Genomic DNA, 19,062 nt, shown 5'->3' on the forward strand with positions numbered 1-19,062 from the left:
ATACGAGCGATTAATAAATTGAAAACCTTAAACTTTAGCATTAATAATAGTAATAATGAAAGCAGCAATTTATACAACTTATGGTTCGCCAGAAGTTATCAAGATAACTAACTTAGAAAAACCATTACCTAAGCATAACGAAGTTTTAGTAAATATTAAGGCATCATCTGTAACCAGAGCAGACACCATGATGCGCCAAGGAGTACCTAAATACGGTAGATTATTTTTAGGCATATTTAAACCTAAAAACAGGTTTTTAGGAACTGGTTTTTCTGGTGTTGTTGAATCTGTGGGAGCCCAAGTAACAAAATTTAAAATAGGCGATGCGGTTTTTGGCGAAAAACTATTTAGCAATGGGTCTAATGCAGAGTATTTGTGTATTGCCGAAGATTTGGTTGTAGATAAAAAACCCAATAATATTTCTCATATTGAAGCCGCACCAATATGTGATGGGTTTTTAACGTCATACAATTTTTTAAAAGATATTGCCAATGTAAAACCAGGACAACATGTTTTAATTAATGGCGCTTCTGGAAGTTTAGGTAATACTGCAGTGCAATTAGCAAAGGTAATGGGCGCTAGGGTTACAGGAGTTTGTAGTACAAAGAATATAGATTTTGTGTTGTCTGTAGGAGCCGATGAAGTTTTAGATTATACTAAAGTCAATCTAAATAATTTAACCCATACATATGATGTGATTTATGATACTGTAGGGAAACTATCTTATAAAAGCGTTAAAAATTTAATAAGCTCTGGTGGCATGTTTATGACGCCAGTATTAAGTGGAAAAATACTTTGGCACATGTTATGGAATTCAAAAAAAGTAAAGTTTGCAGCTACAGGTATGAAAAACACTAAAGCATTGAAGTGTTTATTAAAAGATTTAATACATCTTTTTGAACAAGGAAAACTTAAAACAAAAATTGAAAAAAAATATAGCTTATTAGATATAAGACACGCCCATCACTATCTAGAAACGGGTCGTAAAGTAGGCAATATAGTAATTGTTAATCTATAATCATTAATAAAAAACCCTCTAAACGTAGAGTTTAAAGGGGTTTTATTAAGAAAAACGAAAAAAGAAAGCAGATGTTCTTGTGGCGTTGATAAGGCTGTTTTATTTTTTAATGAACCTAAAAGTACTTTCAGATTGATTAGATTTTAAATATAGTATATAACTACCTGTATTTAATCTGGAAATATCAACTTTATTGGCTACAGTTGCATTAAGTAATACTCTACCACTGTAATCTACAATTGTATATTGATAGTTATTTGTTTTATTAGATACTATATTTAAATAATTAGTAGCAATAGTTGGGTATATTGAAACAGATTCCTGATTATATAATTTTGGTAAAGCGAGTACTTGCCAACTATCTACTGCAGGTGTACCTCCCCATATTAATGTAGCTATGTAAGGGTTATCAATAAACGGATTTCTGTTGCCTTGGGCATGTGCAATTTCATTATTTCTTTGTATTTCATAATCAGAAACAGGGTCATCTTTATTCCATTGAAGAAAAACATCGGGCATATCAGAATGTGTACTGTTTGAGCTAAAAGCAACATCATTTGCTAAACATTGATTGGGGTAACGTACATACATATACATAATGATGCGTGCAATATCACCTTTCCATTCGTCGCCTGGATAAAAATAACCTTGTGCTGTTATGGTGGCGTTACCACTACCAGATGCATATACTCTGTTATTTCTTGAAGAATTCATTTGTGAATCTGAAGCGTGTAAATTATGTACATCTGTACCTGCACTGGGATAACTTGTGTCTAAACTTGGGTTTGCTAATGATTTTGCAAAAACGTGTTCTCTATTCCACAAACCTATACAAGAGTTTGAGGTACAATTTAAGTCTTTACTACGTGTTCTATCTGTTTTATAGGTATTATCTAAATCATCATAACCATAAACTAAAAGTACATTTTGGTTATTTAAAGGGTTTAAATCTGCTGTTTTAATAATATCCCAAGTATCTGTAGAAGCGCTTGTATATGGTAATTGGTTTGTATGTGTGGTTGTTATTAATGTACTTATTTGATTTTTAAGAGCATCATCGGTTTGAGAGAAATCTATATTGCTGTAATAAGTAGGTATTTGAGCACTTATTGTTATTGAAACAAATACTGCTAAAAGTGAAATGTATAGCCTTAATAAACGCATAACTAAAATAAGATTTGGGTGGAAGTAAAGTTAAGCAAATACGATAACTAAAGGGGGATTATCTCTTAAAAAACAGGTTTTTTATTTATTTTTACAGTATAAAAACTTATATTTGAAATCTTCTACAAAATAAAAAACATGATTTGAAATGCTCTACAATAAAAATTTTTTATATATTTGTACCGTTAAATGATAGAAAGTAGATTGTTTTTATGGTAGAAAAACTCGGGAACATCGCAGAAATACAGTTCGGTTTATACGAAAAACCTCAAGAATCGGGCACTGTCAAATACCTTCATGCTGGGCATTTTGATGAGTTGTTTAAGCCAACAAAATTTGAGGAAAGTTTCGTTGAGCTTGATGGTAAGAATGATAAATTTTTGCTGCGTTCTAATGATGTGATTTTGGCTGGCAAAGGTCTTCGAACTTTTGCTTGGGCTTACCAACCCGAATTTGGACAGTTAATTCCTTCTTCCTTGTTTTATATCATAAGAACAGACCCTACAAAAGTATTAGGGGCTTATTTAGCTCAATATCTTAATTCCGAAAAACTACAATATCAATTAAAGCTTATTGGTGCAGGGGCAAGTATTACTTCTATTCCTAAAAAGGAATTGGAGCAGGTTGCCATTGCCTTGCCTTCTTTAGACGAACAAAAAAAGCTGGTTGAGCTTGTTGCTATTTTGGATGAGGATTTACAACTAACGCAAGATTTATTAAAAAAGAAAACAGCTCTTAAAAATGGGCTTATTAATAAAATGATAAACAAAAACAGTTCAGTATTATGAGCAACAAACTAACACAACAAGAAATAAACAACAAAGTATGGGCAGCCTGCGACACTTTTAGAGGTACCATAGATGCTACCCAGTATAAGGACTACATTTTAACCATGCTCTTTATCAAATACATCTCTGATGTAAACAAAGAAAAAAGAGCGGATTATATGAAAAAGTACAATGGTGATTTGGAACGTGTGGAACGTGCCATGAAGCACGAACGTTTTAAAGTGCCAGAAAACTGTTCTTTTGATTATTTATACGAAAACAGAAATGCCGACAATCTTGGGGAGCTTATCAACATTGCTTTAGAAAACATTGAAGATGCCAACCGTTCTAAGCTCGAAAAGGTATTTAGAAACATCGATTATAATTCCGAAGCCAATTTGGGGCAAACCAAAGACCGTAACAGACGACTAAAAAACCTGTTGACCGATTTTGTGGAATTAGACCTCAGACCTTCTAACCTTGAAGGCAATGACGTTATTGGAGACAGTTATGAATACCTAATAGCCAACTTTGCCTCTGATGCTGGTAAAAAAGCTGGTGAGTTTTATACGCCTGCTCAAGTGTCTATCTTATTGGCAAAATTGGTAGAGCCTAAAGCAGGAAATCGAGTTTGCGACCCAACCTGTGGCTCTGGCTCTTTGTTGTTAAAAGTTGCAGACGAAATTGGTAGTAAAAACGTAGCTCTTAACGGACAAGAACTTAACGGAAGTACATGGGCATTGGCTCGTATGAATATGTTCTTGCACGAAATGGACAATGCTCATATAGAATGGGGTGATACCCTAAACAACCCATTGTTAAGAGAAAACGATGCCTTGATGAAATTTGACATTGTGGTAGCCAATCCGCCTTTTTCTTTAGACAAATGGGGAGCCGAAAATGCCACTGCCGATAGGTACAACCGTTTCCATAGAGGAGTTCCTCCTAAAAGCAAGGGCGATTATGCCTTTTTAACCCATATGATTGAAACCTTAAACGAACACGGAAAAGCAGGCGTGGTCTTACCACATGGGGTATTGTTTAGAGGTAGTAGCGAAGGCAAAATACGCAAACAGCTTATTGAAGAAAACTTACTGAAAGCCGTTATAGGCCTGCCTGCCAATTTGTTTTATGGCACGGGCATACCTGCTTGTATCTTGATTTTTGATAAAAATAAAGGAGACAATACCGATGTATTGTTTATTGACGCCAGCAAGGAATTTGAAAACGCCAAAAACCAAAACAAGCTTACCGATGCCAATATTGAAAAAATAGTAAACACCTACAAAAACTGGGAAAGCGTTGACAAATACAGCTATGTGGCTACCTTGGATGAAATAAAGGAAAACGACTACAACCTAAACATCCCTCGTTATGTCGATACTTTTGAAGAAGAAGAACCTGTAGATATTAAAGCAACACAAGAAGAAATTGCTGCTCTTAAAGCTAAAATTGCTGAGGTGGAAACGCAAATGGAAAAGTATTTAACTGAATTGGGATTTTAATATGGAAGTTATTACAGAAACTAAAGCTGGGTTCCAAAAAACCAAGTTTGGAATTGCTCCAATTGACTGGCCCATCAAAAAACTAGGTGACGTCTGTGTAAATTTCAAAAGTGGTAATTCAATTACATCAGAATCTATCAGTTCAATCGGTAAATATCCTGTATACGGAGGTAATGGATTAAGAGGATACAGCAGTGAATTCACACATGAAGGAGATTACTTTTTGATAGGTAGACAGGGAGCCCTGTGCGGAAATATAGTTCGAATTACTGGAAAGAACTTTGTTAGTGAACATGCAATTGCTGTTCAAACCGACACAGAAAATGATTTGGACTTTTTATCTTATCGTTTAGAACATTTAAAGCTCAATAGGTTATCCGAATCATCTGCTCAACCTGGGCTATCAGTGAAAAGATTGATTGGACTCAAACTAGCTTTTCCCCCACTACCAGAACAACAAAAAATCGCTGAAATCCTTTCCACTTGGGACAGGGCGATAGAAAAGACCCAAAACCTCATCCAACAACTCCAGCTTCGCAAAAAAGGCTTGATGCAACAGTTGCTAACGGGGAGAAAGCGATTGAGTGGGTTTGATGGTGGTGTCACCTTGACTAAACTAAAAGGTTTGTTAAAAGAGAAAAGTGATAGAAATAAATCCTTGGGTGTAAAGCGTGTTCTTTCAGTTACTAATTCTAGAGGGTTTATAAATCAATCAGAACAATTTGATAGAAAAGTAGCAAGTAAAGATTTGTCTAATTACAAAATTGTTCGCAAAGGTCAGTTTGCTTATAACCCTTCTAGAGTAAATGTTGGCTCTATAGATTTGCTAAGAAATTTCGATGAGGGATTACTGAGTCCAATGTATATAATTTTTGAAACTGATGATAGAATTTTGAACCCAGATTTTCTTTATTACCAACTTAAAACTTGGTGGTTTATTGGTCATATCCCTCAATTTGTACAAGGTAGTGTTCGTGATAGTTTATCCTTTGATGGATTAGAATCAATGAGTTTCTATATTCCATCTTTAGAGGAACAAAAAGCCATAGCATCAGTGATTGAAACAGCCGACCAAGAAATAAGTTTGCAACAAGAGTATTTAGAGCAGCTACAAAGCCAGAAAAAAGGTTTAATGCAGCAGTTGTTGACGGGTAAAATAAGGGTAAAACTGTAAATTGGTTATTATGAAAAATGAATCATTTAAAAAACAAATTCAAAATATCGAATTCAATAAACTATTTGAACTGCTGGGAAACATCCTATCTAGAGAGAATTATGAAATTATAGAAAAAAAGGATGGTTTTATTCTTACTAATTTAAACATTGGTTTACAGCCAACTAGGGAAGCCTTTATATTAAATACTAAGCCTCTTTCTGGCAATGATGTAGACTTGAGTACTTTGGAAGCATTAATTGCAAATATTCTGGAGAGAAACATCGACTCAATAAGTATTATTTCTACAACTACAATATCAAATTCAATTGAAGCAAAGCTTAAAGGTAGTTCAAAAGTATCTCTGAAATTTATTCCTAGAGATGCATTACAAAAACTAATAGAAAAACATTACCCAAACTATCTACTTTATGAAAGTTTTGATTTAATTGAATACGAAAGGTTTTTTCTTGAAGAAATGACTGAGAAATCAGCGTTGCTAAACATTAAAGGACTGGAGACTAGGGTAAAAAAACTCCTTTCAATATATATCAAACCTCAATTGTATGAACTAAAGAAAGATTTAGAAAGTGATTCTGTTAAATTGATAAGAGTAAATTCTAATGAACTTGTAAATCGAAAAGGTTCTGCTATTATAGAAGGTGATACAGGTTCAGGAAAAAGTACACTGCTTAAGGAATTGGGGCGACAAATTATTAAAAAACAAGATAAAAGGAAATCACTACCAATATATCTATCACCCTTTATTATCAGAAAGTTTTCATTTAATATATTGAATGCTTGCGAGAGTCTTTTAACATGCAAAATTGCTGGAACTTGGAAGGAAATATTGACAAGCTACAATTTGGTATTACTAATAGATGGGATAGATGAATTTGATAAACAAGACCAAGAATCTATTGTTAATCAACTTCATAATTTATCTCAAAACAAGAAAGTTAGATATGTATTAACAACTCGATCCATTGAGTCTAACAACCTAAATGCAATTAGCAATCATACTGAACTATTTAGGATTCGAAAATTTAACGATAAACAAATTAGAGAGTTTGCTAATAGGTTTTTTGATGATGAAAATTTATCTAAAAATCTTATTGAAGCTTTAACAGATAATCGAATTTTAGAAAGAATTCCATTGTCGCCACTTTCAATGTCTCTTATATCACTAGTTTACGAAAAAGAGAATTTTGAGATTCCTGCAACTATTTCTGATATTTATGATAACTTTAATCAGTTGATACTTGGAAAAGCAACAGCGAATAATCGGTTTGAATTAATAAAATTCAACTTTAGGGAAAGAATATTGTCGGTTTATGCTTTAAAACTATTGCAAGCAAAACATCATCAACCACTTACAAAAACAGAGTTTATTGACTTTTTTCTTGAGTATTTTAAATCCAAATCTAGTCCGATTGAAGACGAAGTATTGATAGATTTTTTGAACTACTTCATTAGTAATTCAGGCATCCTAGTTTGTGAAAACGATTCATTTATTAAGTTTTCACATAAATCATTTTTGCAATATTATGCTTCCCTAGAAATTTTCAAACACCAAAGAAACCTAGAAAGCAGTCTGGTAGATAATTTTTATGAATTAGATTGGCAAAATGTATCAGTTTTTTATGGAGGACAGTCTAAAGATATGCCTGATTTCTTAAAACAGATTATTAATAAAATCAAAAGAGCTGAAACTATTGAGGAGTATACTAATTCAATTATGGGTATTGGGTATTTATTGCAAGCTCTTTATCAAACCAACAATAACATTAGAGAAGAAGCGGTTCATACGGTCTTGAATCATCATCTTATTCTGCACGATTGGTACAAAAAAATAAGTACTGATAATCAAATACCATTCTTTAGGAATATGAGACTTCCCTCAGTGTCTATTTTTAATATGTATTTCTTTTATCTAAACTTTTTATCTCACACCCTTACTCAACCATTAGGAATGGCTTTTGAAAGACTATTAGGGGAATATAAAAAAAGTAATGACTCTTCAATTGGTTATAAGTTACTTACTCTAGCAGCAATATTTCACTCTACTAGAATTCATAACTCATCATATCTTAATAGGTTAATTGATGAAACGGATATTCTAAACGACCCTTATTTAACAACTATTGCCGAATTCGCTTTGTATTTTGACAGTTCTAAATATCATCAAGAACTAAAAAGAAAAATTCATAAGGCTTTTTCTAGTAAAGAAAAAGTTACTGACGTATTGAGGACGCATCCTATTTCTAAGCTAAGATTCTCAAATTTGGATGTTATCCAATCAAACAAAAAGGTTGTTTTAATAACAGAGGGGGAAACTGATGTTGAAATTCTTGAACATGCCTACACTGTTTTAACTGGAAATAAAATCCCTTATTGGAGAGCTAAACCAGCAGGAATAAATTCTGGAGGAGCTCAGGAAGTAAGATTATGCTTGGATAAATCCTCTCCAACTTTAGTTGATGGAGAAACTATAATAGGGATTTTTGATGCTGATTCTTCTGGAATCAATAATTACAACGGATTAAATAAGGCTTTTACTAATTGGAAACATTATAAGAGAGTAAAAAAACTGGAGAATTTAAATGTCTTTGGTGTAAAAATACCATTTCCAGAATTTCGATTGGATTATTCAAAAACGGAAATTGAATCAAACTATTTAGCCATTGAGCACTACTTTTCAGACGATATTCTTAACGAATTTAATATGCTCAAAAAAACTTCCATACCAAAAATTTTTAAAATCAAAGATAGTATTGGAGCTAAAAAGAGATTCTCTAAACACCTCAAATCCTTAACAAATCCAAATATCTTTAAAGAATTTATTCCCTTGTTTGAGACGATTGATGACATCTGTGATATAAACCAAAATTATTATGAATTTTTATCATGAGTAAAACACCATCATTTATAGAAGACCATATATCACAAATACCGGCAATTCAATTGCTTATCAATATGGGCTATCATTATGTAAGTCCAGAGCAGGCTTTGGAGTGGCGTGGTGGTAAAAAGTCGTATGTGCTGTTTGAAGATGTTTTAAAAACACAGCTAAAAGAAATCAACAGCATTCACAGAAAAGGAAAAACATATGCATTTTCAGATGCCAATATCAATACAGCTGTACTGGCATTAAAAGACTTGCCTATTAATGAAGGTTTTTTAAATGCCAACGCCGCATTTTACGACCTCATTACCTTAGGTAAAGCCTTGGAGCAAAGCATTGATGGTGATAAAAAGAGCCACACCTTACAATACATAGATTGGGAACATCCTGAAAACAATGTATTTCACGTTACCGAAGAGTATGCGGTTTTAAGAACAGGCAGAACCGATACTTATAGGCCCGATATAGTGTTGTTTGTCAATGGTATTCCTATGGGAATTATTGAGTGTAAAAGTCCTGCCTTAAACAGTACCAAATCTCCTACGGAATTGGCAATAGAACAGCATATAAGAAATTTTAGTAAAACCGGCATTCGTTCGCTTTATATGTATTCCAATCTGTTGCTAAGTATTGCCTCTAACGAAGGAAGTTATGCTACTACAGGCACCAGTAAGGAGTTTTGGTCTAAATGGAAAGAGCAGTTTTCTAGTAAAGAGGCCGAAACCCAATATTGGAACGAATTAAAAAGGTTAAAAAACACCCCTTTGCTAGAAGCTACAAAAGACCAGCTATTTGCCGAGAGAAGTTTTGGGTTTAACTATGTAAGACGCTATTTTGACGGTTTGGAACAAGAAGAACGCCCCTTGACCAAACAAGACGAATTGCTATACAGTTTATGCCGACCAGAACGGTTTATTGACCTGATAAGAAACTTTATAGTCTATGACGAAGGCATCAAGAAAATAGCTAGATACCAGCAGTATTTTGCCATTAAGGATACCTTAAACCGAGTATCTCGTTTTGACAATACAGGCAAAAGGCAAGGTGGCGTAATTTGGCATACACAAGGAAGTGGAAAATCCCTTACTATGGTCATGCTGGCTCAAATGATAGCAGCAAGCCCAGAAATATCCAATCCAAAAATTCTATTGGTAACCGATAGGATTGACTTAGATGACCAAATATCGGACACTTTTAAAAAATGTCAAAAAGAAGTTAAGCAAGCCAAAACAGGAACTCACTTAACAGAGCTTTTGCACGACAAAAGTGATGCTATTATTACCACTATTATCAACAAGTTTGAAGCTGCTGTAAAACAATGTAAAAAGCCGTTTTTATCACCTGATATTTTTGTGATGATTGATGAAGGTCACCGAACACAGTACGGTAGTTTTAACGTAAGTATGCAGCGTGTATTCCCCAACGCTTGTTTTTTAGCCTTTACAGGAACGCCTCTAATGAAAAAGGAGAAAAGTACGGCTAATAAGTTTGGAGGGTATATAGGGCGTCCATACACGGTTAAAGATGCGGTAGAAGATGGAGCAGTAGTGCCTTTGCTTTATGAAGGCAGGCATAATTTGATTACGGTTGATGAGAAACCTATAAATCGCTTTTTTGATAAGATTTCGGAGCCTTTATCGGAATATGGGAAAGCCAATTTAAAAAAGAAGTTTAATACTATTAACGAATTAAATAAAGCTGAAAAGGTCATTTTTGAACGGGCTTGGGATATTTCGGAACATTACACCAGTTTTTTCCAAACGCAAGGTGATAAATACAAGCCTAAAGCTCAATTAGTAGCACCAAGTATTAAAACGGCACTGTTATATAAAGAGATTTTAGATGATATTGGAAAAGTAAGTTCCGAAGTCATTGTAACCCAATCAGACCAAAGAGAAGGCACTGAAGATGGCTTTTACAATGTAAATGAAGACAAAAAGCGTGAAGATACCTACTTCAATGCGATGATTGATAAATACGGAGATTTAAAGCGTTTTGAGAAAAGTGTTATTACTCAATTTAAAAAGCGTGAACATCCCGAAATATTGATTGTGGTTGCAAAATTATTAACGGGTTTTGATGCTCCTAACAATACGGTTCTATATTTATGCCGGTCGTTAAAAGAACATACCCTATTACAGGCTGTGGCAAGGGTCAATCGTGTATATCCTGGTAAGGATTATGGTTACATTATTGATTATTATGGAAATTTAGAGAATTTAGACAATGCTCTAAACACTTACTCTGGACTCTCAGAATTTGATGAAGAAGAATTGGAGGGTACCTTGATTAATCTTAATGAGGAAATCAAAAAACTGCCTCAAGCACATTCCGAACTTTGGGATATTTTCAAGACACTTAAAAACAAAAATCTTGAACCTTCGGCTTATGAAGAATTATTAGCTCCTGAAGATATTAGGAATAAATTTTATGAAAAGTTAAGCCTTTTTGCTCGTTTACTAAAAGTAGCATTGTCTTCTGTTGATTTTATGAACAATACAGATGAACAAAAAATTGATACGTATAAGAAGGATGCCAAATTCTTTTTAAAACTACGTGTTGATGTAAAAAGACGCTATAACGACGACTTGTCGTACAAAGAGTTTGAGCCTCAAATTCAAAAGCTTATTGACAAGCATATTTCAACAGAGGGTGAAGTTATGAAGGTTACAGAGCTGGTAGATATTTTTAACAAAGAGGAAAGGGAAGCTGAAGTCGAAAAAATCAAAGGAAAGGCTGCTCAGGCAGATCATATTGCAAGCCGAACTATAAAGGCTATAAATGTAAAAATGCAAGAAGACCCAGTATATTATAAAAAACTGGCAGACTTAATAAAAGAAACCATAGAAGAATATTATTTAAAAAGAATATCCGAAGCCGAGTATTTAAAAAAAGCCAAAGAGTATGAAGACCGTTTTTTTAATGGCAGGTCTGATGAAGCTCCTAAAGAGTTGGCCAATAATGATACTGCATTGGCTTTTTATAACTTTAGTAAATCTATTTATGATGATTCTGAGCTTTTAAAAACATCATTTCATATTGAGGTAAGTTTGGCTATTGATAACACCGTTAAAGAGCACATTTATTTAAATGGAAATAAGATTATAGATTGGCATAAAAACAATGATATTACTGGGAAAATTAATATTGCTTTAGGTGATAGGCTTTATGAACTTTTAAAAAAGTTTGATTTAGACACGAATTGGGATAAAATAGACCATTTGATTGAAGAATGTCTTAAAGTGGCTAAACAAAAATATAAGTAGTATGAAAGACCAAATACAATATGGTAATACCTTAATCAACTACAATTTAGAATTTGCTAAGCGTAAAACTTTAGGTATAAAAGTACATCCCGATAAATCGGTAAACGTTTGTGCACCAATAGGAAGTTCTGTTGAAAAAATAAGAGAAAAAGTAAAAAGCAAAGCTTCTTGGATAGTTAAGCAGCAAGATTTCTTTTTATCCTTTCATCCTTTAACACCTGCCCGCAAGTATGTTAGTGGAGAAACTCATTTATATCTAGGAAGACAATACAGATTAAAGCTTCATCAAGATAAATCAGAGTCGGTTAAATTATCGGGAGGCTATATTCACGTATATACGCAAGACCTTTCTAATAAAACACATATTCAAGAGCTTTTAAAACAATGGTACAAGAGCAAAGCCGAAGTACATTTTAATCAATTGTTTAATGAGTTAAAACCTATTTCAAAGAAGGTCTATGAGCTTGAACCACAATTATCTTATAGATGGATGAAAAAACGCTGGGGAAGTTGTGATAAGAATGGTAAAATTCATTTGAATTTAGAGCTTATGAAAGCCCCAAAAAAATGTATTGAATATGTTATTGTTCACGAGCTTTGTCATTTAAAATACTTAAACCACAGTACCGCTTTTTATGACCTTTTAGAACAGGTTTACCCAGATTGGAAGGCAACTAAAGATAAGCTAGAAAGGTTGATGGTTTAATACATTTTAGAATAATCTCTTTGGACTTAGAGATTGCATCACTGCGTTTGCCATGACTTTCAATACCAGCGTCACTGCGAGGAGGTAACGACGAAGCAGTCTCATCAATGTTTAGTCTTAATGATGTAGAGATTGCTTCAGCCTATCCTGTCTTGAGTCTCGTCGAAAGGTTTGCAATGACCCAGCCGTCACTGCGAGGTTCTCGATACAATTTGCTCCTGCGTCGCAAATCACTCGAACTGACGGAGGGAGAGGCTTTATTGATTACAGGAATGTTATTCAGCTCTCTTTCGTCATGTTGAGTGTTTTTGCTACACGGTAGCAGTAGCAAAAATGTATCGAAACGCGAACTGACGGGGAGAGGCTTTATTAATTATGGGCTAGATATAAAAGATAAAAAAACCTTAACTAATTGATTAACAATTGTTAAGGTTTTTGTTTTGCGGAGAAAGAGGGATTCGAACCCCCGGAGGTGTGACCCTCAACAGTTTTCAAGACTGCCGCATTCGACCACTCTGCCATTTCTCCAAGTGTCTCATCAAGCTATTCGCCTGAATGCGGGTGCAAATATAGAACCCTTTTTTAATTCTTTCAAATAAAATTCAAATTTTTTAAAAAATAATTTTGCCCTATTTAGTTACTGGTTCAATTTATCATATAATTTTATCAAATTGAAAATTCAAATAGTACATTTGTAAAAAACTTAAATGAGCAGATGGATATTATAGAAAAATTAAAGTGGAGATACGCAACAAAAAAGTTTAATCCAACTAAAACACTCACTAAAAATCAACTAAATACCTTAAAAGAAGCATTTAACCTAACAGCAACATCCTATGGTTTGCAAACAATTAAAATGATTGTGGTTGAAGACACCAGTATAAGAGCATCACTTCTAGAACATTCCTACAATCAAAACCAAGTTGTTGAGGCCTCTCACTTATTAGTATTATGTATTCAAGAAAAAATACTAGAGGCAGACGTAAATAAATTCTTTAAAAACATTCAATCCATTCGTAATACACCCAACAAAATATTAGACCCATACAGGCTTAATTTAATAGACATGTTAAGCAACATGACAATAAAAGAACAACAACAATGGTCTAAAAATCAAGCATACATAGCCCTAGGTAATTTAATGACGGTTTGTGCTGTAGAAGGCATAGATGCTTGCCCCATGGAAGGATTTAATCCAGAAGGTTATGACAAAGCCTTGAAACTTCAAGAAAAAGGATTAAAATCTGTTTTACTCTTACCAGTAGGTTATAGAGCAGAAGACGATATGTTTGCAGACTTTAAAAAAGTTAGGATGCATGTAACAGAAACTGTCTTAGAAATTTAAAATTAACAGGGCGTTACCCTATCGGGTCGGGCTTTCGGGAGTCGCTCCCTCCTTAGGTCGGGGAGCTTCAACAAACCCTCAATCCCTAACGCAAAACAAAACATAAACTCATGCCAGGATTTGAATTATTTGGAGAACAAGAACGTAAACAAGTAAACGATGTATTAGAAAACGGCGTACTAATGCGCTATGGTTTTGATGGTATGCGCAATGGCCATTGGAAAGCCAAAGAACTAGAAGCAGAACTTCAAAACACCTTTCAATCTAAACACGTACAATTAGTATCTAGCGGTACAGCAGCCGTTTCAGTAGCCCTAGCCTCTGCAGGAATAGGAGCTGGAGATGAAGTCATTATGCCAACCTTTACCTTTGTTGCCAGTTTTGAGGCCATAATGCTTTTAGGTGCCATACCCGTTTTAGTTGATGTAGATGATACTTTGGGCTTAAACCCACAGGCCATAGAAAAAGCTATAACACCAAAAACAAAAGCCATTATGGTAGTGCAAATGTGTGGTAGTATGGCTAATATGAATGCTATACAACAACTAGCCAAAAAGCACAATTTATTGGTAGTAGAAGATGCATGTCAAGCTATTGGCGGTACTTATAACGGCAAACCATTAGGAAGCATAGGAGATTTAGGGTGTTTCTCTTTCGATTTTGTAAAAACCATAACCTGTGGCGAAGGTGGAGCCGTAGTAACTAATAATAAGGAGTACTACCAAAATGCCGACCATTACAGTGATCATGGTCACGACCATATAGGCAATGATAGAGGCGCAGAAACACATCCATTTTTAGGATATAATTTTAGAATTTCAGAACTACATGCTGCCGTTGGTTTAGCACAAGTAAAACGTTTGCCAGAGTTTTTAGAAATACAAAGACGTTATTTAAATATTTTTAAAGAAACCCTGTCTAAAATACCTGAAGTAACATTAAGAACGGTTCCTAGTGGGGGAGAGGAAAGTGGCGCCTTTTTCAATTTCTTTTTACCAGATTTAGAAACTGTTAGAAAAGTAATGCAGACCTTTAAAAATGAAGGTATTGATGCTTGTTGGAATTATTTTGATAATAACTGGCATTACATACGTAAGTGGGACCATTTAAAACAACAAAAATCCTTATTCCCAATTTCTAAAGAAGTAAAAGCAGGTTTAAAATATTTAGAAACCAAAACATTTGAAATGTCTGACCACTATATTGGTAGAAACATATCATGTTTAATAAAATTATCGTGGACCGAAGAAGCGGTAAAAACAAGAGCCAATAAAATGGTAGAAATTATAAAAACTGTTTTGTAAGTTTTTTTAGCTAACTTTAGTTGCTGTAAATCAGTAACTAACATGAACTGGGTTAAAATAATTTTCCTGTTTTTTACTTGTATTGTTTTCTCTCAAAAGAGTAAGCAAATAGCTTTTAGAGAGCTAACGGTAGAGCATGGTTTATCACAAAACAGTGTGGTAAGTATTGCTCAAGATAGTACTGGGTTTATGTGGTTTGCAACCCAAGATGGCCTTAATAAATACGATGGTAATCAGTTTAAATATTACCCTTTTCAATTTGAAGATGTTACCCGAAGTACTTATAGTAAATTGGGCAAGATATACATTGACAGACAAGATAATGTATGGATTGTAGTAAACTCCGGAATTTTATATAAACTAAATAAACTATCAGATAAATTTGAACTTGTAAAAAACATTCAAAATGTTAGTACCATTATTCAAGATACTAACAATAATTATTTTATAGGCACTTATGGTTCTGGTTTATATCATTTTAATGATAAAGAGCATGATACAACTCAAATTTTAAAAGAAAATGAAAAAGATGTTACTACATATGATTTTCTAGAAAGTGAAGATGAAATTATAGGAGCAACATCAAAGGGTATTATAAAAGTATTTTCTAAAAGTAACTATGAATTTATAAGTGTTTTTCCTAAAACTAACTTTAGTGCTTTAGCTAAATTAAAAAAAAGTAAACAGTTGTTTTTAGGTAGTTTTGGTAATGGGTTATTTGTGGCTAAAGACTCTACTACTTTAAGTTTTAAACAATTTACAGGTTTTAAAAATGCTAGTTTACCCACAAATTTAATCATTCAAGATATATTAGTAAATGATGACAAGCTTTGGGTAGCAACTTACGGAGATGGCGCTTTTCTTGTAAACTTTAATGAAGAAACCGTTCATCATTTTACGGCTAATAAAACAAACCCGTACGCTTTGCATTATAATGATGTACTTAGTTTATATGAAGATTTTACAGGTTTAATATGGTTAGGAACCGATGGCGCAGGTTTAAGTTATTATGATAAAGATTTGGTTAAATTTAATGTGTTAACCAATAAACAAGCACCAGATAATATAAATATAGATTTTGTAAGAGCCATTACTGAACAAAAAGGAGTGGTTTGGTTAGGCACATCAAATAAAGGACTAACTAGTTTTAACTTAAATAATAATGCTTACCAAAAGTTTACAACAAATAATTCGGCTTTAAAAAGTGATAGAATTATGAGTTTGTTTACAGATAATAAAAATTTATGGATTGGGCATCAAAATGACGGCTTACAAAAGTTAACAGATGGTCATAAATTTGAAGATTTTGATGAAACCAACACTATATCTATATGGAAAATATATAAGGCTCAAAACCATAGATTGTGGTTGTGTACTCTTAACGGGTTGTTGCTTTTTGAAGAACAAAAGGGAATTGTAAAAAGTTATAATACAGAAAATTCAAATTTAACATCAAATGCTATTAGAACTGTTGAAGCAGGAGAAACCAACACCTTGTGGATAGGTTCAGAATCCGATGGTTTATTTCGTTTAAATACCCTTAATGACAGTTTAGTAAATATTAAAGCAATTCCAGATAGAATAAAATCACTTTACTATAACAATCATATTTTATGGGTGGGTACTAACGGTAATGGTTTAAAAGCGTATAATACAAAAACAGAAAAAATCAGCCATTTTACAATAAAAGATGGACTAGCAAATAATGTAATTTACGGGATATTACCAGATGGTAATAATAACCTTTGGTTAAGTTCTAATAACGGTTTAACAAGAGCATCTATTAGTAAAGATTCGGTAGTTGAAATTGAAAATTTTAATAATTATGATGGTTTACAAACAAATGAATTTAACACAGGTGCATATTTTAAAAACAATAATGGTATGTTGTATTTTGGTGGTTTAGAAGGTTTAAATTGGTTTAACCCTAATAACCTATCATATAATACAATAAAACCTAAAACCGTTATTACAAATTTTGATATTTTTTCTAAACCACACCCAATTAAACAAGGTGAAAAATTTTCTTCAAAACAAAACACCATGACTTTTACCTTTTCTGGTTTACATTATTCTCAGCCAGATAGAAATCAATATAAATATCAATTATTAAATCATGATTCAGACTGGGTTTTAACCGGAAATAACAATAAAGCACATTATACAAATTTACCTCCTGGTGATTATACATTTAAAGTATTATCTAGTAATTATGATGGGGTTTGGAGTAATATACCAGCCACATATTCATTTACCATATTAAAACCTTGGTATTTAACCAACCTCTTAAAAATATTATACGCTTTAACAGTAATTTTAATCCTGTTTGGTATTTATAAATATTTACAATTTAGGTGGAAAGTTAAAACTCAATTACAACTTAAACAGGCCGAAACAGAGCGTTTAAAAAAACTAGACGAGTTTAAAACAAAACTATATACCAATATCTCTCATGAGTTTAGAACCCCTTTAACACTTATTACAGGCCCCATAGATCATCAGTTATCTAAACATAATCTAGAACCCAATGACCGTAAAGAGCTTAATTTAATAAAGCAGAATGCTAATAGATTGTTAGGCTTAGTAAATCAAATGGTAGATTTAGCTTTAATAGATTCAGGACAAGCACAATTAAAAATAGAAAATGGGAATCTCAAAATTTTATTAATACAAATAGTTTCCGCATTTCAATATAAAGCTAAAGAAAAAGACATGATTATATCAAGTAGGATAGAAGGTCTTGAAAACGTTTGGTATGATAAAGATGTAATAGAAAAGATTAGCTCTAATTTACTAGCTAATGCTATAAAATATGCACCAGAATCTAGTGAGATTATTTTTGATGCAAATGAGCAAGGGAATAACTTAGTATTGTCTGTTATCAATACTAATAAAGAAATTACCAAAAAAGACCTAGGTAAACTATTTAAACGTTTTTATAAAGATGATGAAGCCTCAGAAGGTGTAGGCGTAGGGCTTGCTTTAGTAAAAGAGCTGGTTTCACTTTCAAACGGAAGTATCATAGCCAATAGTATAGATTTAGATAAAATTCAATTTACCGTTACCTTACCAATAACTAAAGACGCTTTTAAATCTTCAGAAATATTAAATTCAAAAAACACAGAACAAGAAATTGTTTTAAGCAATGATGTGTTGAATAACAATAATAAACCATGTTTGCTTATTGTAGAAGATAATAAAGATATAAGAACATTTGTAAAATCAGTTTTTGAAAACTCTTACCAAATTATAGAGGCATCTAACGGACAAGCAGGCATAAAAAAAGCAATAAAGCATATGCCTAGTTTAATAATTAGCGATATTATGATGCCTATTAAAAACGGTATTGACCTGTGTAATACTTTAAAATATAACGAGCTAACAAGCCATATACCAATAGTGCTTTTGACAGCAAAAGTAGGAGAAGATAATGAACTAGAAGGGTTAAAAACTGGAGCAGAAGCCTATATAACAAAGCCTTTTAGTAGTAAAAAACTAAAGTTAATAGTAGAAAAACAAATTGAAAACAGAAATAGATTACAACAACACTTTAGCAAAAGCATTACTTTAACTCCAGAAATAACGGTTTCATCAACAGAAGCAGAATTTTTAAAGCGCCTAAAAGAGGTATTAGATAAAAACCTAACTAACCCAGATTTTAATACAGAAACATTTTCAGTAAAAATGCAAATGAGCAGAACGCAACTGCATAGAAAATTAAAAGCTATTGTAGGTTTAAGTACCTCTGAATTTATTAGAAATGAACGCTTAAAACTAGCCATTAATTTATTGAAAACATCAGATAATTCTATTTCAGAAATCGCCTATCAAATAGGTTTTAATACGCCTTCTTATTTTATTAAATGTTTTAAAGAAGCATATAACTGTACGCCTGTAGAGTATTCTAAAAGAGGGTAAAAGTCTGTAAA

Annotated in this window: 11 protein-coding genes and 1 tRNA gene; 10 read left to right on the plus strand and 2 right to left on the minus strand. The window is 33.0% G+C overall.

Going from position 1 to position 19,062, the window contains the following annotated elements; genetic code table 11:
• Positions 1 to 55 precede the first annotated feature (55 nt).
• The gene (locus J1D01_RS13340; protein WP_421151165.1) at positions 56 to 1,018 is read left to right on the plus strand and encodes an NAD(P)-dependent alcohol dehydrogenase; all 963 of its coding nucleotides are present in this window, start codon (positions 56 to 58) and stop codon (positions 1,016 to 1,018) included.
• Positions 1,019 to 1,117: 99 nt separating this feature from the next.
• Here J1D01_RS13340 and J1D01_RS13345 read toward each other — a convergent pair whose 3' ends face one another.
• Positions 1,118 to 2,182: an endonuclease gene (locus J1D01_RS13345; RefSeq protein ID WP_421151166.1), complete on the minus strand. Its 1,065-nt coding sequence runs from the start codon at positions 2,180 to 2,182 to the stop codon at positions 1,118 to 1,120.
• 212 nt (positions 2,183 to 2,394) lie between these two features.
• Here J1D01_RS13345 and J1D01_RS13350 point away from each other — a divergent pair, with 212 nt between their 5' ends.
• Genes J1D01_RS13350 through J1D01_RS13375 form a run of 6 tightly spaced genes read left to right on the plus strand, consistent with a single transcriptional unit; the run spans position 2,395 to position 12,484 of the window.
• Positions 2,395 to 2,970 carry a restriction endonuclease subunit S gene (locus tag J1D01_RS13350; RefSeq protein ID WP_421151167.1) on the plus strand — a complete coding sequence of 192 codons (576 nt, stop codon included), beginning with the start codon at positions 2,395 to 2,397 and terminating at the stop codon, positions 2,968 to 2,970.
• Positions 2,967 to 4,454: a type I restriction-modification system subunit M gene (locus J1D01_RS13355; RefSeq protein ID WP_421151168.1), complete on the plus strand. Its 1,488-nt coding sequence runs from the start codon at positions 2,967 to 2,969 to the stop codon at positions 4,452 to 4,454. The genes J1D01_RS13350 and J1D01_RS13355 overlap by 4 nt, the downstream gene beginning before the upstream one ends.
• A 1-nt stretch (position 4,455) precedes the next feature.
• The gene (locus J1D01_RS13360; RefSeq protein ID WP_421151169.1) at positions 4,456 to 5,628 is read left to right on the plus strand and encodes a restriction endonuclease subunit S; all 1,173 of its coding nucleotides are present in this window, start codon (positions 4,456 to 4,458) and stop codon (positions 5,626 to 5,628) included.
• Between the two features lie 10 nt (positions 5,629 to 5,638).
• Positions 5,639 to 8,518 carry an NACHT domain-containing protein gene (locus J1D01_RS13365; RefSeq protein ID WP_421151170.1) on the plus strand — a complete coding sequence of 960 codons (2,880 nt, stop codon included), beginning with the start codon at positions 5,639 to 5,641 and terminating at the stop codon, positions 8,516 to 8,518.
• Positions 8,515 to 11,778 carry a type I restriction endonuclease subunit R gene (locus J1D01_RS13370; protein ID WP_421151171.1) on the plus strand — a complete coding sequence of 1,088 codons (3,264 nt, stop codon included), beginning with the start codon at positions 8,515 to 8,517 and terminating at the stop codon, positions 11,776 to 11,778. Before J1D01_RS13365 ends, J1D01_RS13370 begins: the two co-directional genes overlap by 4 nt.
• A 1-nt stretch (position 11,779) precedes the next feature.
• A complete protein-coding gene (locus tag J1D01_RS13375; RefSeq protein ID WP_421151172.1) occupies positions 11,780 to 12,484 on the plus strand; it encodes a M48 family metallopeptidase in 705 nt (234 codons plus the stop codon).
• A gap of 443 nt (positions 12,485 to 12,927) precedes the next feature.
• On the opposite strand, the gene J1D01_RS13380 is transcribed toward J1D01_RS13375, so the two are convergent.
• Positions 12,928 to 13,012 (minus strand) — tRNA-Ser (locus J1D01_RS13380).
• A gap of 187 nt (positions 13,013 to 13,199) precedes the next feature.
• Between J1D01_RS13380 and J1D01_RS13385 the strand changes: the two genes are divergently transcribed.
• The 3 genes from J1D01_RS13385 (at position 13,200) to J1D01_RS13395 (ending at position 19,051) form a co-directional block, all read left to right on the plus strand.
• On the plus strand, positions 13,200 to 13,829 hold the full coding sequence (locus J1D01_RS13385; protein ID WP_421151173.1) for an NAD(P)H-dependent oxidoreductase: 630 nt from the start codon (positions 13,200 to 13,202) through the stop codon (positions 13,827 to 13,829).
• A 110-nt stretch (positions 13,830 to 13,939) separates the two neighbouring features.
• Positions 13,940 to 15,133 carry a DegT/DnrJ/EryC1/StrS family aminotransferase gene (locus J1D01_RS13390; RefSeq protein ID WP_421151174.1) on the plus strand — a complete coding sequence of 398 codons (1,194 nt, stop codon included), beginning with the start codon at positions 13,940 to 13,942 and terminating at the stop codon, positions 15,131 to 15,133.
• 42 nt (positions 15,134 to 15,175) lie between these two features.
• Positions 15,176 to 19,051 (plus strand): hybrid sensor histidine kinase/response regulator transcription factor, encoded by a 3,876-nt coding sequence (locus J1D01_RS13395; RefSeq protein WP_421151175.1) that lies wholly within the window; start codon positions 15,176 to 15,178, stop codon positions 19,049 to 19,051.
• The last annotated feature ends 11 nt before the right edge of the window (positions 19,052 to 19,062 follow it).

This window comes from Seonamhaeicola sp. NFXS20, assembly GCF_049132085.1.
In the GTDB taxonomy this organism is placed as follows: Bacteria; Bacteroidota; Bacteroidia; order Flavobacteriales; family Flavobacteriaceae; genus Seonamhaeicola.